Source organism: Kosakonia sp. S57 (assembly GCF_016516575.1).
Classification (GTDB): domain Bacteria; phylum Pseudomonadota; class Gammaproteobacteria; order Enterobacterales; family Enterobacteriaceae; genus Kosakonia; species Kosakonia cowanii.
Genome location: NZ_JACVUL010000018.1, coordinates 94,335 through 115,926 on the forward strand (window position 1 = coordinate 94,335; position 21,592 = coordinate 115,926).

Here is a 21,592-nt window from a genome sequence, read left to right on the forward strand (position 1 = left end):
ATGCTGGGTTCACTCTTCTCAACCAACCGCCGTCTGCGCAAAGCAGAGATCCCGGCGCTGGCCCAGGCGACGCCGTCACCGTGGCGACAGGCGTGGCGTGCGCTGCGTCACAACCGGCTGGCGATGCTCTGCCTGCTGGCGCTGATTGTGATGGCTGTCTGGTGCATTGTCGGGCCAATCTGGTCGCCGTGGAAAAACGACGCCACCGATGCGCTGATGATCAACAAACCCCCTGGTGCTGAGCACTGGCTGGGCACCGACTTCCTCGGGCGCGATGTTTATACCCGCCTGCTGCTGGCCGGACGTATCTCGCTGATTATTGGCCTGCTGACCATGCTGCTCTCCGTGGCGCTCGGCTACCTGCTTGGCGCGCTGTCGGGCTATGCAGGCGGCTGGACCGATAAAGTGATTATGCGGCTGGCGGATCTGGTGATGACCATCCCAAGCTTGCCGCTGCTGATTGTCGCCGGGGCGATGTTGTCGGAACTCGATTTCCCCGCCGAGTCGCGTATTTACATGGTGGTGGTGATGCTCAGCCTGCTGGAGTGGCCGAAGCTGGCACGGCTGGTACGCGGGCAGATCCTCTCTCTGCGCGAGCGCGATTTTATGCTGGCCACCCAGGTGCTGGGCCTCTCCTCGCGCCGCCGCCTGTTTGGTCACCTGTTGCCTAATACGGTGCCGATTCTGGTAGTGATGGCGACCATGGCGGTGGCGAACGCCATTCTGATGGAGTCGGCGCTCAGCTACCTTGGCATGGGCGTAGTACCGCCGACACCGTCATGGGGCAATATGATGGATGCCGCCAACAGCCTGATCGATTTTCAACGCCGTCCGTGGCTGTGGATGCCGCCAGGGATCGCCATTTTTATCACCGTGATTGCCATTAACGTGCTGGGCGATGGCCTGCGCGATGCGCTCGATCCGAAAATGAAACGGAGCCTGAAATGAGCGAACCGCTGGTCACGTTTAACCAACTTTCCGTCTCTTTCGCCGCAGAGCAGGGGCGCGTGCGCGCCGTGCAGGAGGTCTCCTTTGCCATTAAGGCCGGGCAGACTATCGGCGTGGTCGGTGAATCCGGCTGCGGAAAAAGCGTCACGGCGATGTCGCTGATGGGTTTGCTGCCACCGCAGGCGGCGCGCATCGATGGCGGGGAAATCCGCTTTCAGGGCGAGGATCTGCTGCGCCTGAAGCCGTCGAAAATGGCCGATCTGCGCGGCAATCAGCTGGCGATGATTTTCCAGGAGCCAATGACCGCCCTCAACCCGGTGCTGACCATCGGTGAGCAGCTGTGCGAACCGCTGATCCGCCATCGCGGACTGTCGCCGAAAGCGGCCTGGCAGCGCGCAACGCAATTAATTGCTGAAGTGGGGCTGGCGCGGGCAGAGAGCCTGATGAGCAGCTATCCGCATCAACTCTCCGGCGGCATGCTGCAACGCATCATGATAGCTATGGCACTGAGCTGCCAGCCGAAGCTGTTAATCGCCGATGAGCCAACTACCGCGCTGGATGTCACCGTGCAGGCGCAAATCCTGCGGCTGTTGCGCGACCAGGCGCAGGCGCACCATATGGCGCTGATGTTGATCACTCACGATCTGGGCGTGATCGCGCAGATGGCGGAGCATGTGGTGGTGATGTACGCCGGGCGGATTGTTGAGCAAGGGCCAACCGCCGACGTGTTACGTCACCCGCTGCATCCCTATACCAAAGGGCTGATCGCCTCGCGTCCGGTGCCGGGCGAGCGGCGGCGTCGGCTCTACTCGATCCCCGGCCAGGTGCCGGATCTGGCTGAACTGCCGCCGTGGTGCGCCTTTTACGATCGCTGCGAGCGCGCGACCGACGCCTGTCGGCGCGGCATTCCGCCGCTGGTGGGCGACGAGACCCGGCAGGCGGCCTGTATTCACAGTGCGTTAACGGAGCCGCAGGCATGAGCGCAGAGTATGTGATTGAAGTTAACGACCTGAAGAAGTACTTCCCGCTGCGCGACGGGCTGTTTGGTCAGCAGACCGGAGAGGTGCGCGCGGTTGATGGCGTCAGTTTTAACATTCGCCCTGGCACCATTTTTGGCCTGGTCGGCGAATCCGGCAGCGGCAAAACTACCGTCGGACGTACGCTATTGGGGCTGTACGACAAAACCGCGGGCAGCGTGAAATATCGCGGCCAGGAGCTGGGCGATCTGCCGGCGAAGGCGCTGCGCGCGTTGCGTCCGAAAATCCAGCTGGTGTTTCAGGATCCCTACAGCTCGCTTAATCCGCGCATTCGCATCGGCGATGCGATTGGTGAAGCGATGCTGGAGCATAAGCTCTGCACCCGCGCAGAGCTGTATGACAAGGTGATTGCGGTGATGAAGATTTGCGGGCTGGCGCCGCAGCACTACAACCGCTTTCCCCATGAGTTTTCCGGCGGTCAGCGCCAGCGAATTGGCATTGCCCGCGCGCTGATCCTTAACCCAGATTTTATTATTGCCGACGAGCCGATTTCGGCGCTGGATGTCTCTATTCAGGCGCAGATTATCAACCTGTTCGCCGATCTTCGCGACGACTTCGGCGTCACGTTTCTCTTTATCTCCCACGATCTCGGCGTGGTCGAACATCTGTGCGATGACGTGGCGGTGATGTATCTCGGGCAACTGGTGGAGACCGCCAGCCGCGACACGCTCTTCAACCAGCCGCTGCACCCCTATACCCGGGCGCTGCTGGCCGCTGTGCCGACTCTCGATCCGCTGCGTGAGCCGGTAGCGGCAGTGCAGGGCGAGATCCCTGACCCTTCGCGACCGCCGCCGGGCTGCCGCTTTTCGTCGCGCTGCCCGCACGCCACGGAGATCTGCCGTGAACAGGCACCAGCGCTGCGTGAAGTGGCTTCCGGGCATCATGTTGCCTGCCACTGGGTGGATAAGATGTAGTGCCGCTTCGCCGTGCTTCCCCAGGCTGTTCTATGCTTATCAGTCCTGTCTGAAATCATGGGGAACACGGTACATGAGAGCACTTACTTATCACGGTTCACATAAAGTCAGCGTCGATAACCACCCCGATCCGATTATCCAGGCGGCGGATGATATTATCCTCCGCGTGACCGCAACGGCAATTTGCGGCTCGGATCTGCACCTCTATCACGGCAAAATCCCCGGTACGCATCACGGTGACATCTTCGGTCATGAGTTTATGGGCGAAGTGGTCGAGACCGGGGCTGGCGTGCATGCGGTCAGCAAGGGCGACCGGGTGGTGATCCCGTTTGTTATCGCCTGCGGCGAATGTTTTTTCTGTAAGCTCCATCAATACTCCGCCTGTTCGGAAACGAACGAAGGCAAAGGTGCAGCGCTAAACCGAAAAGGCATTACTCCGCCGGCGGCGCTGTTTGGCTACAGCGATCTCTATGGCGGTATTCCCGGTGGCCAGGCGGAGTATGTCCGCGTGCCGAAGGCCAACACCGGGCCGTTTAAAGTGCCGGATACGCTCTCTGACGAGAAGGTGCTGTTCCTCTCCGATATCCTGCCCACGGCCTGGCAGGCGGTAAAAAACGCCGAAATTAAACAGGGTTCAAGCGTGGCGATTTACGGCGCGGGCCCCGTCGGGCTGCTGTCGGCGGCGTGCGCCCGTCTGGAAGGGGCTGAACAGATTTTCATGATCGATGACAGCGACTACCGGCTCGCCTTCGCCCGCGACCGCTACGGCGTTATTCCCATCAACTTTGATAAGAATGACGATCCGGCGGCGTGGATTATCGAAAACACCCCCGGACATCGCGGCGTTGATGCGGTGATTGATGCCGTGGGCTTTGAAGCCAAAGGCAGCACCACTGAAACGGTGCTCAGCACCCTGAAAATTGAGGGCAGCAGCGGCAAAGTGCTGCGCCAGGCGATTGCCGCCGTGCGGCGCGGTGGGATTGTCAGCGTGCCGGGCGTCTACGCCGGGTTTATTCACGCCTTTATGTTTGGCGACGCCTTCGATAAGGGGCTGACCTTCAAAATGGGGCAGACTCACGTCCACTCATTCCTGCCAGACCTGCTGCCGCTGATTGAGTCCGGCCATCTCAAACCGGAAGAGATTGTCACGCACCACATGCCGCTCGAAGAGGCCGCCCGCGGCTATGAGATCTTCGATAAGCATGCAGAAGATTGCCGCAAAGTGATCCTCGTTCCGGGGCTCAACGCCGCGAAAGCGACGATCTAACCCCGCCGATGCCCGGTTCGCCGGGCAGACAAGCAAAAAGCCCGGTGAACCGGGCTTTCAGGCATGTTTTAGTTCCTCGAAAAGCTCTGGATGCTTGTCCAGCGCCTTAAAGAGCAAAACTAAAGGTCTTGGCGGGGCAACACGCCCGGTTTCGTATCGGCTAAAGGCGTTTGCGCCGCCGCCAAACATCTCTGCCGCCTGGCGCTGATCGAGATTAAACCGCTTTCGGATGGTGGCAATAAACTGAGGATCAACTTCTTCGGCGTTAACTTTGCGGACAAAAGCTGCAACCTGTTTTGAGTAATGTTCACCGTTCAGACGGTCGAAAATGATCTCTCCACATGCGTCGCAGTACTCGCCTGCGATGGCAGTGAGCGTAGTCACTTTGCCTTTGTAACGGTATTCAATGTTGCGGGTGTCATGTTTGAGTCCCGCAGCGCCGCAAACAGGGCATTTCATTTATCTCTCCTTAAACGACACGATCAGTACATCGTCAGAGACGATTAACTTCAGATAGAGTTTCTGCCTCTTCCAGACTGGTCGGTAAACATCGTGCCACACCGTATGATCGGCATATGCCGTCATGCTTTTAAAAAAATCTTCTGAAGTGAGCGCCAGAATCACCGCGCACATCTCGTCAAATGGCGGTGGATTAAAGCCCAATTCAATCGCTCCCGCGACAGCGCTGGCTGTGGTTCTAACCTTTCCCTCGAGCACCATCCGCTTCACGATATGTAAGCGGACATGGGGAGTTCCTTTCTCCATATTTTTAACCTAAAAGCTAAATTATGCAAATAGGGTAAAAAGCTACCGCATGTAATGTCCTGGTCAAAGCGGGAAAGTAGGGAAATGCGGGTGATGGACTGGTTGGCCTGCAAGAGAATGCAACAAATAAGAAGCCCGGTGAACCGGGCTTCCATTTTTAGATAAAGGTGAAGATCTCGTCGCGCGGCAGGCGGGATTTAGGCAGCGCGGCGTTAAAATCCTGCTCGCTGCGCACGCCGAGCGATACCAGCACGACGCTGGTCAGCCCTTTCTCGCGCAGGCCCAGCGCCAGGTCGAGTTCACGCGCGTCAAATCCCTCCATCGGCGTGGCGTCGATGCCGAGCATCGCTGCGCTGAGCAGCAGGCCGCCGAGCGCCAGATAGACCTGTTTCTCCATCCACTGCGGCAGATCGCGCTGCTCATAGCGGTGCAGATCGACATAGGAGCGGCGGCCCTTATCCTGACCCGCTTTCGCGCCGTCAGCCACAAAGCGGCCATCCTTCTCCTCCTGTGCCAGCACCTTTTGCAGGTGGGCTTCATCGAGATCGCTGCGCATGCAGAGCGCAATCACGTGTGAGGCATCGGCAATTTTCGGTTTGTTATAGATGAAGTTGCTGGTGGCGGATTTCGCCATCGCCGCGCGTCCCTCCTCGCTTGAGGCGACAACAAAGTGCCACGGCTGCGAGTTAACGGAAGAGGGGCTGTTGTGCAGCACGTTAAGCAGGGTGTCGATCTTCTCCTGCGGCACGCGCTGTGCGGGGTCGAAGGCTTTGACGGTATGGCGGGAAATCACGGCTTCATCAAGGGTCATTTTTCTCTCCTGGCGAACATTCAAATAACGCGGGGCGCACCGTCCCGTAGAGTCGCCGAGGATAAACGCAACGCCAGCGAAGATAAATTAGTGAAAAACGGCAACACTTTCACACGCAAAGTGAAAATGCGGTTTGCCTGCGCCCGCTTTTCTGGCACAACAGAAGCGCTTGTTATTTGCCGTTCGGAGAGATGATGATTCGGCTGGAAGATGTCACGCTGTTTGTTCGCTCGGCGCTGCTGGGCAGTTTTTCTAACGCCGCGCGCGAAGCCGGGCTGCTTCCCGGCCAGGTCAGCGCAGCGGTGCACCGCCTGGAGCGCGATCTCGATAAGCGCCTGTTTGTGCGCTCGACCCGTAGCCTGCGCTTAACCGCTGAGGGCGAAAAGTACCTCCCCTTCGCCCAGGAGATGCTGGAGGTGGTGCGCGCCGGATCAGAGAGCCTGCACAGCGGCGATAACGAACCGCAAGGTGAGTTGCGCATGGCGGTGCCATCCGATCTTGGGCGTAACGTGCTGCTGCCGATCATCACCCGTTTTTGTGCTCAGTACCCGAAGGTCTCTCTGCGCCTCTCCCTTTCCGATCAGCTTAGCGATGTGTTTCGCGATCCGGTGGATGTCGCTATCCGCTACGGCGTGCTGGATAACAGCAGCTATGTAGCGCTGCCGATTGCCGAAGATAACCGCCGGGTGCTGGCCGCGTCGCCCGCTTATCTGGCGCAGCACGGCAGGCCGCAAACCCTTGATGAGGTGGTTAACCACCACTGTCTGCTCTTCACCATGAACAACCAGGTGTATGACAAATGGAGCTTTCCGGAAAATGGCCTGCGCCGACAGCTGATCGTCAAAAGCCGCATGTTGTGCGACGACGCGGATGTTGCCCGCCGCTGGGCGGTGGAAGGGATGGGTATTGTCTACAAGTCGTGGATCGACATCAGCGCCGATGTGCTGGCCGGGCGGCTGGAGGTGCTGCTGCCGCAGCATCCCGGCGAGGCCGCGCCGCTTAACCTTATCTGCCCGCACCGCAAACAGTTCTCCCCGGCAATTCGCCACCTGCACGCGGCTTTGCGGGAGGCGTTACGACCAATCACCGCACAGCTGCGCAGCCTGGCAGCGGAAAAACCGCACGGATAACCAAAAGCGATCGCCATTACGCGCCAGGCTTAAAGTTTGACCTTCACAGGAGGAAGTGGCGATGGCATTACGTTCATTAGGCACCACGGGGTTACAGATCCCGGCATTAGTTTTTGGCGGCAATGTGTTCGGCTGGACCGTCGATGAGCAGCAGAGCTTCAGTTTGCTGGATGCGTTACTGGAAAAGGGCTTTACGGCGATCGATACGGCAGACGTTTACTCTGCATGGGCACCGGGCAACAAGGGTGGCGAATCGGAAACCATTATTGGTAAGTGGCTGGCGGCGCACCCGGGTCATCGCGACAAGATCACCCTGTTTACTAAAGTGGGCGCCGATATGGGCGAACCCGGCAAAAAAGGGCTCTCGGCACGCTGGATTGAGCAGGCGGTTGATGACTCACTCCGTCGCCTGCAAACGGACTATATCGACCTCTACTTCTCCCACTGGCCGGATAGCGAAACGCCCTACGATGAAACGTTAGGCGCTTATGAAAAGCTGCTGAAAGCGGGGAAAATCCGCGCGATTGGCGCGTCCAACCTCGACGCCCAACAGCTGGCAGAATCGCTGAAAGTAGCGGACGAGAAAGGGCTGCCGCGCTACCAGGTGCTGCAACCGGAATATAACCTCTACGATCGCGAGAGCTTTGAAGGCGCGTTGCAGGATTTAACGGTGCGGGAAAATATTGGCGTGGTGACCTACTACAGCCTCGCTTCCGGCTTCCTGTCAGGAAAATATCGCAGCGAAAGCGATCTTAGCCAGAGCCAGCGTGGGCAGGGCATCGCCAAATACCTGAATCCGCGCGGCTTCGCCATTCTCGACGCACTCGATAAGGTGGCGGCGAATCATAATGTGAAACCCGCCGAAGTGGCGCTCGCCTGGCTTATTAACCAACCGGGCGTCACCGCGCCGATTGCCAGCGCGACCAAAACTGCGCACGTCGAGAGCTTCGCTACCGCCGTGGCGCTGAACCTCTCTACCGATGAGATCGCCGCACTGAATAAAGCCGGCGCGTAAACCGTCAAATGCCCGGTGGCGCGCTGCTTACCGGGCCTACGAACTTCTCCACTTCATAAAATAAGGCTTTATAATCGCGCCACCTTCACTGTCGGCTGTAATAAAGATTATGAAAGCTTACGCCCTGTTTTCCCTGCTCCTGCTGTTTAGCCATCATGCTTATTCCGCGCAAAAAAGCATTTCCCACTGCATCGAACAATATGGCGAAAACAATGATGAGTGCCTGGCGGATTTAAACGATACCTCTGAAGCAGCGCTGAATAAGGCTTATGAAGCGAAGCTGAAAGAGATCGCCTCTTTTGACTACATGCGCTGGTGGCTCGGCTCTCAGGAGCAGAAAGACCGCATGCTGGCAACCTATAAGCAGAATCAGAAAGAGTGGCTTCAGTACAGAAACAGCTACTGTGAACTGGTGGGCACACAAGCGATGGGCACCCATGTATTTGGTGAAGCTATGTTAGGTTGCATTCTTAATATGAATACGTTGCGTATTGATCAGATTAATAAAATCCGGCTTTAAACCCGCCATACCTCGATGCTTATCCGGCCTGCAAACCCCGTAGGCCGGATAAGGCGCAAGCCGCCATCCGGCATCGCCCTCTATTGCTGGGAGCCGACCCGCCAGGCCATCGCGGCGCTGGCGACGGCGAACAGCGCCATGATCCACGCCATTGTCCACGGCGTGCCGTCGCGAAACGTGGCCAGCAGCAGGGAAGAGATAATGCCGCTGCCATATTGCAGCGAGCCAATCAGCGCCGAGGCTGAGCCGGCAAAGGCCGGGACGGTATCCAGCGCGGCGGCGGTCGAGGCGGCGGCGATAATGCCGTTCATCGAAAAGAAGACAAACACCGTAATCAGCACTGCAACCAGACCACCGAATTGCAGCTTCACCAGCAGCGCCAGCACTATGCCCGCGAGCGCGGCCAGCGTGACGGCGATCTTCAGCAATTTATCGAGCGGATGGCGCTGCACCAGCCGTCGGTTAACGGCACTCATCCCCATCAGACCAACAATATTGAGCGCAAACAGCCAGCCAAAATGCTGCGGCGCGACGTCGTAATAGCCGATATAAACGAACGGCGAGCCGGTGACGAAGGCGTACGCGGAGACATAGAAAAAGGTGACGCACAGCGTGTAACGCATAAACGCGCGATTGCGCAGCAGCGTGAAGTAGTTACGAAATACGCCCGCCAGCGACGCATGAATGCGCTTCTCGGCGGGCAGGGTTTCCGGCAGCGCGAAGAGGGAGATAAACATCAGCCCGCCAATCACCACCAGGATCCAGAAAGCCGCATGCCAGGTGGTGAACTTAATAATCTGCCCGCCCGCCAGCGGCCCGATAATCGGGGCGATCGCCATAATAATGGTCAGGGTAGAGAGCATCTGCGCCGCACGGGTGCGCACAAAGAGGTCGCGGATCATCGCCCGCGCCAGCATCGGCCCGGTACAGGCACCGAATGCCTGAAACACGCGCCAGAACACCATCTGATGGATCTCCGTCGATAACGCACACCCCGCCGAACCGATGATAAACAGCACCATACCGATAAACAGCGGCTTGCGGCGACCGATGGCATCGCTCACCGGCCCCCACACCAGCTGCGCCAGCGCGAAGCCCATCAAAAAGCCAGTGATGGTCAGTTCGACATCGCCCTGCAGCTCGCGCGCCATCAGCGGCATCGCGGGCAGGTAAATATCCGTCGACAGGGAGGTGAAGGCCATCAGCGCGCTGAGGATCGCGAGAAACAGCGGCCCGTGTAGCTTGGTTTGCATAAGATCCTGATTAAGTCACGAAGAGGGTGCCGACAGCGCGGCGAGTTAACTTAAGCAGGGCGACACAAAGCATAACGCCATTAAGTCATCATGGCGTTAATGCGGGCTCAGGCGTGGCGTTCACTGACCGTCATGGTAAAGACCACGGGGAGGTCGCCATCGTTGGCGTAGTGGTGCGGCACATCGGTTTGCGCCACGGCAGAGCACCCTTCGGCAATAATCAGCGACGTTTGCGCGACCTCTAACGACAGCGTACCGCGCTCAACGTGCAGCAGCTCGACGGTGCCGACCGGATGGCCGGGTGAGGTAAAACGCTCACCGGAAAAGATCTCCCAGCGCCACAGCTCAAGCATATCCGGGCCGCTGGTGCCCGCCAGCAGGCGCGCGCTGCCGCCTTTCTCGCCGCGCCAGAGCAGCGGAATATCCTCTTTGGCAATCAGATGCGCCAGCGGTTTACTGGCGACATCAACAATGTCGGCCACCGAGACGCCCATCGCCGCTGCAATTTTACACAGCAGCGCGATGCTCGGGTTGGCGAGACATTTTTCAATCTCGACCAACATACCTTTGCTGACGCCCGCCCGGCGGGAGAGCTCATCCAGCGAGAGTTTTTGCTGCTTACGAAACGCTTTGATTCGCGCGGCAACCGCTTCACTGACGCGCTGGATATCCGCGCCGGAGTCGGTCGGTTTATTGACTTTTTTGGTCATCGGTCGATACTGTGCAATAAAATGGTCACTAAAAAGGATTATCCAATGCTTTCCGTTCAGCCGTCAATCGATGCGCGTCTTGCCGTGCTGGCGCCCGGCTTTCGCGCTATCAGCATCTCGCTGCAGGCCGCGCCGCTGATTCACCCGCAGGTGGGCGAAGAGGCGTTAAAGCATGCTTGTGCACTGGTCACGGCGGGCGAGCCTTCGTGGGCGGATGCGCACCTGGCGGCCTGGGATGAAGTGTTTAAACAGTTTGGCGCGAAACCCAAACGCACGCCCTGTTCTGCCCAGGCTTTGCGAAAACGCGTGTTGCGAGACGGCGTCCTGCCCGCCATTGACCCGGTAGTCGATCTCTATAACGCCATCAGTTTGCGCTACGCTGTGCCGGTAGGTGGCGAAAATATCGCCGCGTATGTCGGCGCGCCCTGCCTGACGCTGGCCGATGGCAGCGAGCCGTTCGATACCATGAAAGAGGGCGAACCGGCGCTGGAATCACCGGAGCCAGGAGAGGTTATCTGGCGCGATGAGCAGGGTGTAACCTGCCGACGCTGGAACTGGCGTCAGGGTGTGCGTACGCGTCTGAGCGCGGCAGACAGCCAGATGTGGTTTATCCTTGAGAGTCTGCCGGCGATGCCGCTCGATGCATTATGTGAGGCAGGCGACGAACTGATCGCCGGGTTAGGCCGTATGATGCCGGGTTGCCACACTGAAAAAAGCCTGATTGGGTTTGCGTAATGAGGGAACAAGAATGGACTTCACAGGATTAAGCGCTTTTGCGCTGACGCCACTTCTCGATGACCGCCTGGATGAGGCGGCCTATATCAGCATTATTGAAAAACTGCGCGCTGCTGGCGTCGACTCCATCGGCGCGCTCGGCTCTACGGGGTGCTACCCCTACTTTAGCCGCAGCGAGCGCGCGAGCGTCCTGCGTCTGGCAACGGAGTATTCCGGCGCGGTGCCGGTGATCGCCGGGATTGGCGCGCTGCGCACGCGCGATGTGCTTTGGCTGGCGGAGGATGCGCAGAAAGCGGGCGTCAGCGCCGTGCTGTTGGCCCCGGTCTCCTATCATCCGTTAACGGAAGATGAAGTCTTCGATCTGTTTGCCACCGTCACCCGCGAACTGTCGGTGCCGCTCTGTATCTATAACAACCCTAACGCCACACACTTTAACTTCAGCGACGAGCTGCTTGCCCGTATCGCCCAGTTGCCGAATATTGGCTCGATCAAAATCCCGCCTCTTGCCGCGGAGCTTGCCCCGGAGCGGGTGAGTGCGCTGCGCGCGCAAATCCCGGCGGAGATCCGCCTCGGCATCAGCGGCGATGGCACGGCGGTTGAAGCGCTGAATGCCGGGTGCAGCGTCTGGTATTCGGTGTTCGGCGGGCTTTTCCCGCAGGCGGCACTGGCTATTTCCCGCGCGGCGATGGCGGGCGATATCGCGCAGGCGCGCCAGCATACCGCCGCGCTCCAGCCACTGTGGGAACTGTTTAAACGCTATGGCGGCAGCCTGCGCGTTATTGCCACTGCCGCAGAGCTGCTTGGCGTGGTGAAAGCGCCGTGTTTACCCGCGCCTTTACAGACGCTGCAAGGCGACGCACGACGCGAGGTTGCCCAGGTTATTGAGCAACTGCGATTAACAGCGTGAGAGGATTGCCGGATGGCGGCTGCGCCTTATCCGGCCTACAAAAGCGGCGAAGCGCCTACGCTAACGATTTAGCCGCTTCGCCACAAACCTTGAGATCGCCGGGCCGGTAATCAGCACCACAATAAAGCGTCCGGTCTGCATCGCCATCACAAAGGCGATATCAACATGGCTTGATGAGGCGATAATTGCCACCGTATCGGCCCCGCCGGGGCTGGTGGCGAGGTAGGCGGTAAGCGGATCGATGCCGGCAAATTTCACCAGCAGGAAGGCGAAACCGCAGCAGATCGTCACCAGCGTTAATACCGACAGCAGCACGCGGGGCAGGGCGCGGGCGGCGTAGCGCACAATCTCGCGCGTAAAGCGCAGGCCAATACTCCAGCCGATAAGCGCGTAAGAGAGCGCCAGCAGCCACGGTGGCAGCTCAAGCGTCATAAGGCCGCTATCCTCAACGATAATCCCCAGCGCGAGCGTAATCAGTAACGGCCCGGAGGGCATCTTTACCCGTCGGGCAATCAGAAAACCAACGGCAATCAGCATTAACGTTGCGATAAATGGCCACGCGCGCAGCGGGGCGAACAGCGTAAAGGTTGCCACCGCATGCTCGGCGCTCTCTGCCCCCATGCCAAGGCGGGTGACCAGCACCGCGACCAGCGCCACCACCATCACCCGCAGATACTGCATAAACGCCACCAGCCGCACATCGGCGCCAAAACTCTCTGCCATTATTGTCATCGCCGCCGCGGCGCCGGGCGATGAACCCCAGATGGCGGTCGAGCCGGGAAAAACCTGCAGTTTCGCCATTATCCAGCCGAGAATGGCGCTGGCGAAAATTACGGAGAAAATACAGACCACAAACAGCGGCCAGTCGGCGGCGATACGACCAAACACCGACGGAGGAATGGCGTGCGCAATCATCGCGCCAACCACCGCTTGCGCGGCGCTAAACCCCTGTTTATTAATGGTGACCGGGCGGCCGTTGATGGCGAGAAAAATGCCCGCGAACATCGGGCCAAGCAGCAGGGCGGCGGGAAGATGGAGCCACTCCATTACCACCACCAACAATAATGAGAGCGTAATAAGCTGCAACCAGTTACGCCATATGGGCGTTAACGTGGTCATTAACGGCAATCCTTTTGTGTCGCCGTAATATGAATAAATAGGCTGGATGACATACGCTTCCCGCAATCAATAAATTGAAGAGCAAATCAGATTATTGGAATGTAAGCGCTCTCTCTGTGGACTGCAAACCTGAGACTCTTTTTAGATAAAAAGGGTGTAAATCAAACATTATTTACACCCTGCATTACTACTGGCGACAAAATAAAGAGATCTTTTATTACTGGAATTCCTGCCCAACGACCTCGTCCCGTGCCGCCATAATGCAATCCAGCACGTGCTTCATCAGCTCCGGCGTCAGGTGCATATTCATAATGTAGATTTTCAGGGCGAACACTTTGGCCTCCGAATCGGCCGCATCGCGGTTGTACTCGGTGACGCAGAAACCGGTGGTAAAGCTCATATAGGGCGTACACATCCCGTTGATCTGCTTGCCCTCGCGGAACCATTCATAGAGTTTATTGCCAATCGCCAGCGTTAACTGATTATGCGCCGACAGCTGCGGTTTATACGCAGGATCGGTCAGCTCACGTTGATACTGCTGCTGGGCATTCACTCCCTGCGGATAGATGCGCAGCAGGGTGACCATGCCATTATCCTGCGGATTGACGCACACCGTAGATGGCTCTGCTTGCAGCAGATTACGCATCACCAGATGATTTTCCAGGATCGAGCCCAGACATGCCTGGAAGCCCTCATAGCCAAAGTATTTCATCGTCGCCCAGCCCGCGACTGCGCCGGTTGCCGCGCGCGAGACTTCAAGCGTGTAGTGGTAAGGGTTGTAATCCGTGCGGGACTGCAAATAAGCCGAGCCAGGGCGCTGCAACAGCGCTTCAAACTCACCGGCATCGCGATAAGCAAAGAAGCTGCTGGTGTAGGGCGAAAAGCCCGCTTTATGGAAATCAATGCCAATGGCATCCGCGTATTTCATCTTCTCCAGTTCGCGGGCGTTGCTCTTCATCATCGGCAGTAGCGCTTCGGTGAACTGCAGCGGGTTAGCGGCAAAGTCATATTTCTGGAAGGCCAGCCATGACCAGCTGGTCACCGCATCGCAGTAGAGCAGCGCCTTGCCATATGGCGCGGCGTTGCGATAGCGATCCAGTAAGCGGCGCACGTCCGCCACCGGATCGAAGGCGTTAGCGTCGGTTGTCCCCATCGTACAGACCACTGACGCAACCGGGATATTTTGCATCCGCAGCGCAATCAACACCGCTTCCAGATCTTTTAGATCCATGGCGTTAGTCTTCGGATCGGTTTTGATGCAGATAATGTTATCCGTCCCGAGACCGGTCCAGTCGGTGCTGTTGAGCATGGTGAAGTGCGCCTGCTGGGAACAGAGGACTTTCGCATTAGTGCGAACGCCTTCGCGTCTGGAGCCAGGCAGCACGCGCGACAGGGCATATTTGAGATGATAGGTCCAGCAGCCGGAGCCGCCGTAGGTATAAAGACCGCCAGCCCGTTGTGCATCCCAGCCAATTAAGTTTGCTACCATCCCGGCGCTTTCCAGTTCCGCGCGTTGAACGTTCCAGGAGTACTCCCCCGACACAATATTAGGGGAGAAGACCTGCGCGATCATGCCTGCAATAACTGAGGCCGTATTTCCCTGCGGGATGGTATTGCACATCGCTAAGGGATGGCCCCAGTTCGGCATACCGTGAAAAAGTGCTGCCGTCTCGTTAATAACATCCTCGCACTGGCGTAAATTATCGGCCATTTCGGCAACCCTGACACTTTTATAATCAACGTCAAGCTTACCGCTATTACCTAACCACGCCGGGCCATTATTCTGCGGACGCAATCGGTTTATATGCTCTGAAATACGCGTCATGTTTTCAGTAAGAGCATCATGGTTATCAGAAAAGGCTGAAGGAAATAGTGAGCTGGCTACTTCCTGATATTTCTTTGTTCGTCTGTTTGGATCTTTATTAATAGTGTTCATCACAATCCTTTGCGCGTGGAGTGGTATTAAATGAGCGCTTTTTGCGGTTCTCTTAAAATAGGGTAGAGCTCAGGGAAACCGTCGACGCAGAGTTTGAAATCTGCGGGTTTGAAGCCAAGCCGCCCGGCAAGACGTTGCACTCGCGCAGCCGTACATTCGGCATAACAAGGAACGCCTGCTTGATCCTGTAAATGGATTAACCGGTACATCAACGCGTTAATAACGTCCATGCCGCGATCCTTGCCAGGAATAGCGAGCACGAAAATATAGAAGTGGGGAGTTGTTGGATGATAAGCGCTCAGCTTGTGCATTAAATAGGCCATGGTGGCGTAATCGGCACTATATTCATCTCGTAACTGCTTGAACAGGATCTCATCGGTAATATTTTCTGAGTCATAATGAAAATACATTAGCGCGCCGACATTATTTTCATCAATAATAACGCCGCCTTTGCGTAGCGCGACTTCGGCATAGATCCTGAAAAAGCTGCGCAATGCCTCTCGTCGTCTTTCCGGTGCCGGAAAGGCTGATTCAATAAGCACATCGTCATAAAATGCCTCGGCCAGCAGGTCGCATATCAGCTCGATATCAGAAAAGGTAGCATCCCTTACATTCATTATTTTCCCTCGGTTGGTTGGATTGATATAAATGCTTTATTAATGCGTCTTATTAATTTCAGGAGGTGGTATGGCGCAGAAAGATATCATGATTAATAAATGCGAGGGTGACGAAACATCCGAAAATAAATTACCGGCCGCATGTTGCTATTGGTAGAAATAATTATTGAGGAGTTGTTGTTTTATTTAGAGGGTAAAATTAAGTGGGGTTTAGTGATCCGGTTATTGATTTTTAGCTTCCTGCTTATTTTAAATGGTGCTGTCGCTCGGTGAAAAAAGAAATATTCAGCTAGAGTTTTTGAACCGCTTTTTTTACCTATCCTGCCTGCGTCGCGTAAATCCTCACGATGATTAAATTGCAGAAATTGATCCAGCTTCTTTTGCCAGTCCGGAGGAAAATCTGCTTACGACGGCGAGCCTGATCTTCAGCAAAATCCAGCCAGATATTAACTATCAGCTAAGCGTATGAACTGAGCGGCGGGTTCTTGAGCCTGATTTCATCCATTACAAAACCTTTGACCAGGTACTCTTGCAGGGTTTGCGTTGCCCACTGGCGGAATTGTGTGCCGCGGACAGAGCGGACGCGGTAGCCCACGGCAATAATGATAGGCAAGCTGTAGTGAAGCGTGTTACGACTTACTTGCCGTGTTCCTTCTTGTCGAACCTGTAAGTAAGACTTACAGGTTACATTTTGTTCAAGCTCGCTCTCTTCATAAATAGCTTTAATATGTTGAGTAATAGCTTGCGGCGTCACTTGATAAAGTGAGGCAATTGCAGCCTGCGGAAGCCACAGCGTATCGCTTTCAAAGCGGCATTCAATACGCACTTTCCCGTCTCCGCTGGCGAACATAATGAACTCGCCTGCGGGGGATGGGGGGAGGTGTTTATCAGTCATGTCGTCTCCGCGCTACGCATATGAAGTGAGAGTGGTTGATGCAGTATGCCAGAGAGGTACACTGCATTTCATTAGTGCAACCGCTACTTGTTAATACACCTGGAAGGGATATTAAACCGGTCAGGAGTCTTTGCAGGCCGTTTTTATCATGCTCTTAATTTCCTTCAGCTCACTGCTGCTCTTTTTCGCTTCGGCTAATAAAAACTCCTCTCTTTCACTGTATTTCACCAGCACGATACAACCATTCATTGCTTTAACAGTTAAATGCTGTCCTGTATCAAACCCGGCATCGCGAAGCCACGCGCCTGAAAGAGTAATGCTGGGGATGCTTTTATCGCCACCATTTGGGCGGTAACGCACAATTACGCTGCGCTCAGTTCCGGTAGTCGGGATCGCTGGGGTAGAATGCGAATCAGCCATTATCAACTCCTTGATAGTTGTGATGGTTAGCTCTTGTCAGGTATGGCATTACCTGATGAGAGCATTCAAGAATCAGGACGTCTTTCCTTGAAGGTACGTACCTGTTGGTTAAGGATTATGCTCCAGGTACGTACATGACTACAGCCAAACGTGATACCAATCAATCAAAATGCGGCAAAGCTCCCACCTTTCAAATGCGTATTACACCGGAACTAAAACAACAATTTGACGCAGCTGCAAAAAATGCGGGGATGAGTTTAGGTAATTGGCTTAAATCTTTAGGAAGAAAAGAACTGGAAAGATTAGCGAACGATGCCGAAGAGAAATAAAACAAGCGTGACGCTTAATTAATTTAATACGCGCTCAGGCTGCAAAAAGCATGGTGTAAATAAGAAGTGATATTTAGAGATGTGCCAACCAGAGGCTTAATTTTGGCGGAAGATCACAGGAGTCGAACCTGCCCGGGACCGCTGGCGGCCCCAACTGGATTTGAAGTCCAGCCACCTCACCGGAGATGACGATCTTCCGCGCCTGCATTGCTACATGGAGGCGGGGCGCATTATACCTACTTTCAGTGATTTACCACATCCCCCACCGTAATTTTTCACGTTCTGCTTTCCCTTTCTCTGACCGTTTAAGATAAATCTCTATCTTTTCCATTGGTTAGCTTTTTTCATACGTTAAGGAATCGCGATCACAGAAAAGAATAAACGTAATTTAATAACCAGAAATCGCAATTTCCGCCCGTAAAGCGATCGATTAAAACCCTTAACACCGCAATCGGCATGGTTTTGCTGCGTTAAGGAAACAAAAATGGACAGTCAGGCTATTTCTGTTAAAGAAAAGATTGGCTACGGGATGGGCGATGCCGCCAGCCACATCATCTTTGATAACGTCATGCTCTACATGATGTTCTTCTATACCGATATCTTCGGCATTCCCGCTGGGTTTGTCGGCACCATGTTCCTGCTGGCGCGTGCGCTAGATGCCGTTTCCGACCCCTGCATGGGGCTGCTCGCCGACCGTACGCGCAGCCGCTGGGGCAAATTCCGGCCATGGATCATCTTTGGCGCGCTCCCTTTCGGTATCGTCTGCGTGCTCGCTTACAGCACGCCGGATCTCAGCCTTAACGGCAAGATGCTCTATGCCGCCGTCACCTATACGTTACTCACCCTGCTTTATACCGTCGTGAATATTCCTTACTGCGCGCTGGGCGGGGTCATCACCAACGATCCGCAACAGCGCATCTCTCTGCAATCCTGGCGCTTCGTGCTGGCTACCGCAGGCGGCATGCTCTCCACAGTACTGATGATGCCGCTGGTAAGGCTGATTGGCGCAGAGGATAAGGTCGTCGGTTTTCAGGGGGGGATCGCCGTGCTCTCGGTGATCGCATTTATGATGCTGGCATTCTGCTTTTTCACCACCAAAGAGCGCATCCAGGCACCACCAGCCACCACCTCCATGCGCGAAGATCTGCGCGATATCTGGCAAAACGATCAGTGGCGCATCGTAGGAATACTGACCATCCTGAACATTCTTGCGGTGTGCGTGCGCGGCGGCGCGATGATGTATTACGTCACGTGGATCATGGGCGATGCCGCCATCTTTACTGCTTTCCTCACAACCTACTGCGTCGGTAACCTGATTGGCAGCGCGCTGGCGAAACCGCTCACCGACTGGAAGTGCAAAGTCACCATCTTCTGGTGGACCAACGCCGCACTTACCCTGCTCAGCATTGCCATGTTCTTCATTCCTGTCCAGGCCAGCTTCACCATGTTCGCCTTTATCTTTGTTATCGGCGTGCTGCACCAGCTGGTCACCCCGATCCAGTGGGTGATGATGTCTGATACCGTCGATTACGGCGAATGGTGCAACGGCAAGCGTCTGACCGGCATCAGCTTTGCGGGCACGCTGTTTGTGCTGAAACTCGGCCTCGCCCTTGGCGGCGCACTGATTGGCTGGGCGCTGGCGGGCAGTGGCTATGAAGCCGCCGCGCCGCGGCAAAACAGTATGACGCTCACCATCATCATCGCGCTATTCACACTGGTGCCGGCTGCCTGCTATCTGCTCAGCGCCCTTATCGCCAGACGCTACTACACCCTGAAACCCCCCCTGCTGGAGTCGATTGTGGCGCAGCTGGCGCGCGGCGAACACCGTAGCCAGAAGCGGTTCGGCAATATCTCACCCCGGGAAGAGTTACTGTAAGGAGCAACGTATGAAGATCAGCGATGGCAACTGGCTTATCCAGCCGGGCCTGACATTAATCAATCCGATTCAGGTATTTGATGTTGACCAGCAGGGGAGTGAGATGGTGGTGTATGCCGCCCCGCGCGACGTGCGCGAGCGCACCTGGCAACTGGATACGCCGCTCTTTACGCTGCGCTTCTTCTCGCCGCAGGAGGGCATTATCGGTGTACGTATCGCGCACTTTGAGGGCGGCACAGAGAAAGGTCCGCATTTCCCGCTCAACATTGCGCAAGATGTGGCGGTCGCGATAGATAACACACAGACGTATGCCGAGCTACGCAGCGGCGCGCTGGCCGTTCGGGTGACGAAAGGCGAAGCGTGGGCCATTGATTTTCTGCGCAACGGCGAGCGTATCACCGGCAGCCAGCTTAAAAACAGCGGCTACGTGCAGGATGGGAACAGCGGGCGTAATTACGTTTTCGAACGGCTGGATCTGGGCGTCGGTGAAACGGTTTATGGCCTGGGCGAGCGCTTCACGGCGCTGGTGCGGAACGGGCAATCTGTGGAAACCTGGAACCGCGATGGCGGCACCAGCACCGAACAAGCCTATAAAAACATTCCCTTCTATCTCACCAACCGGGGCTACGGCGTGCTGGTCAATCATCCGCAGGCGGTGGAGTTTGAAATCGGTTCGGAGAAAGTCTCCAAAGTGCAGTTCAGCGTTGAGGGGGAGTTGCTTGAGTACTTCGTCATTGACGGCCCAACACCGCAAGCGGTGCTAAACCGCTATACCCGCTTTACCGGCCGCCCTTCGCTGCCACCGGCATGGTCGTTCGGCCTGTGGCTCACCACCTCTTTTACCACCAACTACGACGAAGCGACCGTAAACAGCTTTATCGACGGCATGGCTGAGCGCCAGCTACCGCTGCATGTTTTTCACTTCGACTGCTTCTGGATGAAAGCCTTCCAGTGGTGCGATTTTGAGTGGGACCCGGTGACCTTCCCGGATCCGGCAGGGATGATCAAACGCCTGAAGGAGCGTGGGCTAAAAATCTGCGTCTGGATAAATCCCTACATCGGACAAAAATCCCCGCTGTTCCGCGAACTGAAAGAGAAAGGCTATCTGCTGAAACGGGCGGACGGCTCGATATGGCAGTGGGATAAATGGCAGCCGGGGCTGGCGATTTATGACTTCACCAACCCGCAAGCCTGCCAGTGGTATGCCGATAAGCTTAACGCGCTGGTGGCAATGGGTGTCGACTGTTTTAAAACCGATTTCGGCGAGCGCATCCCAACGGATGTCGTGTGGCACAACGGCGCCTGCCCGCAAAAAATGCATAACCACTACGCCTATATTTACAACGAGCTGGTGTGGAACGTGCTGAAAGAGAGCGTGGGTGAGAAGGAAGCGGTGCTGTTTGCCCGCTCGGCCTCCGTCGGCGCGCAACAGTTTCCGGTGCACTGGGGCGGCGACTGCTATGCCACCTATGAATCAATGGCGGAAAGCCTGCGCGGCGGGTTATCCATTGGTCTTTCCGGCTTTGGTTTCTGGAGCCATGATATCGGTGGCTTCGAGAATACCGCGCCTGCGCATGTCTATAAGCGCTGGTGTGCGTTCGGCTTACTCTCCAGCCACAGCCGCCTGCATGGCAGCAAATCCTATCGGGTGCCGTGGGCTTACGATGACGAGTCCTGCGATGTGGTGCGCTTTTTCACGCAGATGAAATGTCGCCTGATGCCCTATCTCTACCGGCAGGCGGTAGCAGCAAACGAATCGGGTGTACCGATGATGCGCGCAATGATGCTGGCTTTTCCGGACGATCCGGCCTGCGACTACCTTGACCGCCAGTATATGCTCGGCGACGCCCTGCTGGTCGCGCCGGTGTTCAGCGAAGCGGGCGAGGTGCAGTTTTACCTGCCGGAAGGGCGCTGGACGCACCTGTGGCATAACGACCTCCTCGACGGTAGCCGTTGGCACAAACAGCAGCATGGCTTTATGAGCCTGCCGCTCTACGTTCGCGACAATACGCTACTGGCGCTGGGCGATAACGATCGGCGACCCGATTACACCTGGCACCAGGGCACGACGTTCCAGCTCTTCCAACTCGACGATGGGCGCGAAGCCGTGTGTGAGGTGCCGGATAGCAGCGGCGCGAGCGTTTTCCGTTTATCAGCAAAACGTGAAAGCGGCGTGATAACCGTGCGTGCTGATGGCGAAGGCAAAAACTGGACGCTGTGCCTGCGCAATATTATGCAGATAACCCATCTGCAGGGAGCGACGGCAAGCAAAAGTGAAACCGGTTTGGTCATTACCCCGCAGGGCACCGAAGTTTATATCAACCTCTAAACGCAGATTGCCCGGTGGCGCTAACGCTTACCGGGCCTACAAAGGGAAGGTCAAAAGTA

21 protein-coding genes, 1 tRNA gene and 1 pseudogene are annotated in these 21,592 nt (G+C 56.3%); 12 read left to right on the forward strand and 11 right to left on the reverse strand.

Annotated features, from left to right (window positions below; all coding sequences use genetic code 11):
• The 4 genes from opp4C (at position 1) to IAE48_RS17325 (ending at position 4,166) form a co-directional block, all read left to right on the forward strand.
• Positions 1-948: an oligopeptide ABC transporter permease gene (gene opp4C / locus IAE48_RS17310; protein ID WP_200135116.1), complete on the forward strand. Its 948-nt coding sequence runs from the start codon at positions 1-3 to the stop codon at positions 946-948.
• Positions 945-1,928 carry an ABC transporter ATP-binding protein gene (locus tag IAE48_RS17315; protein WP_200135103.1) on the forward strand — a complete coding sequence of 328 codons (984 nt, stop codon included), beginning with the start codon at positions 945-947 and terminating at the stop codon, positions 1,926-1,928. Before opp4C ends, IAE48_RS17315 begins: the two co-directional genes overlap by 4 nt.
• On the forward strand, positions 1,925-2,899 hold the full coding sequence (locus IAE48_RS17320) for an ABC transporter ATP-binding protein (RefSeq protein WP_054802734.1): 975 nt from the start codon (positions 1,925-1,927) through the stop codon (positions 2,897-2,899). Before IAE48_RS17315 ends, IAE48_RS17320 begins: the two co-directional genes overlap by 4 nt.
• 73 nt (positions 2,900-2,972) lie before the next feature.
• Complete coding sequence (locus IAE48_RS17325; protein ID WP_042715056.1) at positions 2,973-4,166, forward strand: zinc-dependent alcohol dehydrogenase; 1,194 nt, start codon at positions 2,973-2,975, stop codon at positions 4,164-4,166.
• A 57-nt stretch (positions 4,167-4,223) separates the two neighbouring features.
• On the opposite strand, the gene IAE48_RS17330 is transcribed toward IAE48_RS17325, so the two are convergent.
• The 3 genes from IAE48_RS17330 to IAE48_RS17340 form a co-directional block, all read right to left on the reverse strand.
• Positions 4,224-4,625 (reverse strand): type II TA system antitoxin MqsA family protein, encoded by a 402-nt coding sequence (locus IAE48_RS17330; protein ID WP_042715055.1) that lies wholly within the window; start codon positions 4,623-4,625, stop codon positions 4,224-4,226.
• Complete coding sequence (locus IAE48_RS17335) at positions 4,626-4,931, reverse strand: type II toxin-antitoxin system MqsR family toxin (RefSeq protein ID WP_124966952.1); 306 nt, start codon at positions 4,929-4,931, stop codon at positions 4,626-4,628.
• Between the two features lie 157 nt (positions 4,932-5,088).
• Complete coding sequence (locus IAE48_RS17340) at positions 5,089-5,742, reverse strand: oxygen-insensitive NAD(P)H-dependent nitroreductase NfsB (protein ID WP_054802733.1); 654 nt, start codon at positions 5,740-5,742, stop codon at positions 5,089-5,091.
• Positions 5,743-5,936: 194 nt separating this feature from the next.
• On the opposite strand from IAE48_RS17340, the gene IAE48_RS17345 reads away from it, so the two are divergent.
• The 3 genes from IAE48_RS17345 (at position 5,937) to IAE48_RS17355 (ending at position 8,407) form a co-directional block, all read left to right on the forward strand.
• The gene (locus IAE48_RS17345; RefSeq protein WP_200135117.1) at positions 5,937-6,872 is read left to right on the forward strand and encodes a LysR family transcriptional regulator; all 936 of its coding nucleotides are present in this window, start codon (positions 5,937-5,939) and stop codon (positions 6,870-6,872) included.
• 61 nt (positions 6,873-6,933) lie between these two features.
• On the forward strand, positions 6,934-7,887 hold the full coding sequence (locus IAE48_RS17350; RefSeq protein ID WP_128481852.1) for an aldo/keto reductase: 954 nt from the start codon (positions 6,934-6,936) through the stop codon (positions 7,885-7,887).
• A gap of 109 nt (positions 7,888-7,996) precedes the next feature.
• Positions 7,997-8,407, forward strand: coding sequence for a lysozyme inhibitor LprI family protein (locus IAE48_RS17355; protein ID WP_200135104.1), 411 nt, complete (start codon positions 7,997-7,999; stop codon positions 8,405-8,407).
• Positions 8,408-8,487: 80 nt separating this feature from the next.
• Here the strand turns inward: IAE48_RS17355 and IAE48_RS17360 are convergent, their stop codons facing one another.
• Complete coding sequence (locus IAE48_RS17360) at positions 8,488-9,660, reverse strand: multidrug effflux MFS transporter (protein WP_200135105.1); 1,173 nt, start codon at positions 9,658-9,660, stop codon at positions 8,488-8,490.
• A 107-nt stretch (positions 9,661-9,767) separates the two neighbouring features.
• Positions 9,768-10,370: a helix-turn-helix transcriptional regulator gene (locus tag IAE48_RS17365; RefSeq protein ID WP_200135106.1), complete on the reverse strand. Its 603-nt coding sequence runs from the start codon at positions 10,368-10,370 to the stop codon at positions 9,768-9,770.
• A gap of 45 nt (positions 10,371-10,415) precedes the next feature.
• Here IAE48_RS17365 and IAE48_RS17370 point away from each other — a divergent pair, with 45 nt between their 5' ends.
• Together IAE48_RS17370 and IAE48_RS17375 are read left to right on the forward strand one after the other, a co-directional pair.
• On the forward strand, positions 10,416-11,105 hold the full coding sequence (locus IAE48_RS17370; protein WP_200135107.1) for a B3/4 domain-containing protein: 690 nt from the start codon (positions 10,416-10,418) through the stop codon (positions 11,103-11,105).
• Positions 11,106-11,118: 13 nt separating this feature from the next.
• Complete coding sequence (locus IAE48_RS17375; RefSeq protein WP_200135108.1) at positions 11,119-12,012, forward strand: dihydrodipicolinate synthase family protein; 894 nt, start codon at positions 11,119-11,121, stop codon at positions 12,010-12,012.
• 60 nt (positions 12,013-12,072) lie between these two features.
• Here IAE48_RS17375 and IAE48_RS17380 read toward each other — a convergent pair whose 3' ends face one another.
• The 5 genes and pseudogenes from IAE48_RS17380 to IAE48_RS17400 form a co-directional block, all read right to left on the reverse strand.
• Positions 12,073-13,131 carry an AbrB family transcriptional regulator gene (locus IAE48_RS17380; RefSeq protein WP_200135109.1) on the reverse strand — a complete coding sequence of 353 codons (1,059 nt, stop codon included), beginning with the start codon at positions 13,129-13,131 and terminating at the stop codon, positions 12,073-12,075.
• 217 nt (positions 13,132-13,348) lie between these two features.
• Positions 13,349-14,842, reverse strand: coding sequence for a pyridoxal-dependent decarboxylase (locus IAE48_RS17385; protein WP_233631633.1), 1,494 nt, complete (start codon positions 14,840-14,842; stop codon positions 13,349-13,351).
• Between the two features lie 251 nt (positions 14,843-15,093).
• On the reverse strand, positions 15,094-15,684 hold the full coding sequence (locus IAE48_RS17390; RefSeq protein WP_200135111.1) for an N-acetyltransferase: 591 nt from the start codon (positions 15,682-15,684) through the stop codon (positions 15,094-15,096).
• Positions 15,685-15,928: 244 nt separating this feature from the next.
• Positions 15,929-16,579 (reverse strand): annotated as a pseudogene (locus IAE48_RS17395) (virulence RhuM family protein).
• Between the two features lie 120 nt (positions 16,580-16,699).
• Positions 16,700-16,999: a SymE family type I addiction module toxin gene (locus IAE48_RS17400; RefSeq protein WP_042715025.1), complete on the reverse strand. Its 300-nt coding sequence runs from the start codon at positions 16,997-16,999 to the stop codon at positions 16,700-16,702.
• Positions 17,000-17,133: 134 nt separating this feature from the next.
• Between IAE48_RS17400 and IAE48_RS17405 the strand changes: the two genes are divergently transcribed.
• Complete coding sequence (locus IAE48_RS17405) at positions 17,134-17,328, forward strand: toxin-antitoxin system HicB family antitoxin (protein WP_094193083.1); 195 nt, start codon at positions 17,134-17,136, stop codon at positions 17,326-17,328.
• Positions 17,329-17,431: 103 nt separating this feature from the next.
• Here IAE48_RS17405 and IAE48_RS17410 read toward each other — a convergent pair.
• Positions 17,432-17,526 (reverse strand) — tRNA-Sec (locus tag IAE48_RS17410).
• Positions 17,527-17,812: 286 nt separating this feature from the next.
• Between IAE48_RS17410 and IAE48_RS17415 the strand changes: the two genes are divergently transcribed.
• Together IAE48_RS17415 and yicI are read left to right on the forward strand one after the other, a co-directional pair.
• Positions 17,813-19,204, forward strand: coding sequence for a glycoside-pentoside-hexuronide family transporter (locus IAE48_RS17415; protein WP_200135113.1), 1,392 nt, complete (start codon positions 17,813-17,815; stop codon positions 19,202-19,204).
• 10 nt (positions 19,205-19,214) lie between these two features.
• A complete protein-coding gene (gene yicI / locus IAE48_RS17420) occupies positions 19,215-21,533 on the forward strand; it encodes an alpha-xylosidase (RefSeq protein ID WP_200135114.1) in 2,319 nt (772 codons plus the stop codon).
• The last annotated feature ends 59 nt before the right edge of the window (positions 21,534-21,592 follow it).

Bases quoted from the DNA above. Each gene is read 5' to 3' on its own strand.
- opp4C (WP_200135116.1), top strand. From the start codon at position 1: ATGCTGGGTTCACTCTTCTCAACCAACCGCCGTCTGCGCAAAGCAGAG.
- IAE48_RS17315 (WP_200135103.1), top strand. From the start codon at position 945: ATGAGCGAACCGCTGGTCACGTTTAACCAACTTTCCGTCTCTTTCGCC.
- IAE48_RS17320 (WP_054802734.1), top strand. From the start codon at position 1,925: ATGAGCGCAGAGTATGTGATTGAAGTTAACGACCTGAAGAAGTACTTC.
- IAE48_RS17325 (WP_042715056.1), top strand. From the start codon at position 2,973: ATGAGAGCACTTACTTATCACGGTTCACATAAAGTCAGCGTCGATAAC.
- IAE48_RS17330 (WP_042715055.1), bottom strand. From the start codon at position 4,625: ATGAAATGCCCTGTTTGCGGCGCTGCGGGACTCAAACATGACACCCGC.
- IAE48_RS17335 (WP_124966952.1), bottom strand. From the start codon at position 4,931: ATGGAGAAAGGAACTCCCCATGTCCGCTTACATATCGTGAAGCGGATG.
- IAE48_RS17340 (WP_054802733.1), bottom strand. From the start codon at position 5,742: ATGACCCTTGATGAAGCCGTGATTTCCCGCCATACCGTCAAAGCCTTC.
- IAE48_RS17345 (WP_200135117.1), top strand. From the start codon at position 5,937: ATGATTCGGCTGGAAGATGTCACGCTGTTTGTTCGCTCGGCGCTGCTG.
- IAE48_RS17350 (WP_128481852.1), top strand. From the start codon at position 6,934: ATGGCATTACGTTCATTAGGCACCACGGGGTTACAGATCCCGGCATTA.
- IAE48_RS17355 (WP_200135104.1), top strand. From the start codon at position 7,997: ATGAAAGCTTACGCCCTGTTTTCCCTGCTCCTGCTGTTTAGCCATCAT.
- IAE48_RS17360 (WP_200135105.1), bottom strand. From the start codon at position 9,660: ATGCAAACCAAGCTACACGGGCCGCTGTTTCTCGCGATCCTCAGCGCG.
- IAE48_RS17365 (WP_200135106.1), bottom strand. From the start codon at position 10,370: ATGACCAAAAAAGTCAATAAACCGACCGACTCCGGCGCGGATATCCAG.
- IAE48_RS17370 (WP_200135107.1), top strand. From the start codon at position 10,416: ATGCTTTCCGTTCAGCCGTCAATCGATGCGCGTCTTGCCGTGCTGGCG.
- IAE48_RS17375 (WP_200135108.1), top strand. From the start codon at position 11,119: ATGGACTTCACAGGATTAAGCGCTTTTGCGCTGACGCCACTTCTCGAT.
- IAE48_RS17380 (WP_200135109.1), bottom strand. From the start codon at position 13,131: ATGACCACGTTAACGCCCATATGGCGTAACTGGTTGCAGCTTATTACG.
- IAE48_RS17385 (WP_233631633.1), bottom strand. From the start codon at position 14,842: ATGGCCGATAATTTACGCCAGTGCGAGGATGTTATTAACGAGACGGCA.
- IAE48_RS17390 (WP_200135111.1), bottom strand. From the start codon at position 15,684: ATGAATGTAAGGGATGCTACCTTTTCTGATATCGAGCTGATATGCGAC.
- IAE48_RS17400 (WP_042715025.1), bottom strand. From the start codon at position 16,999: ATGGCTGATTCGCATTCTACCCCAGCGATCCCGACTACCGGAACTGAG.
- IAE48_RS17405 (WP_094193083.1), top strand. From the start codon at position 17,134: ATGACTACAGCCAAACGTGATACCAATCAATCAAAATGCGGCAAAGCT.
- IAE48_RS17415 (WP_200135113.1), top strand. From the start codon at position 17,813: ATGGACAGTCAGGCTATTTCTGTTAAAGAAAAGATTGGCTACGGGATG.
- yicI (WP_200135114.1), top strand. From the start codon at position 19,215: ATGAAGATCAGCGATGGCAACTGGCTTATCCAGCCGGGCCTGACATTA.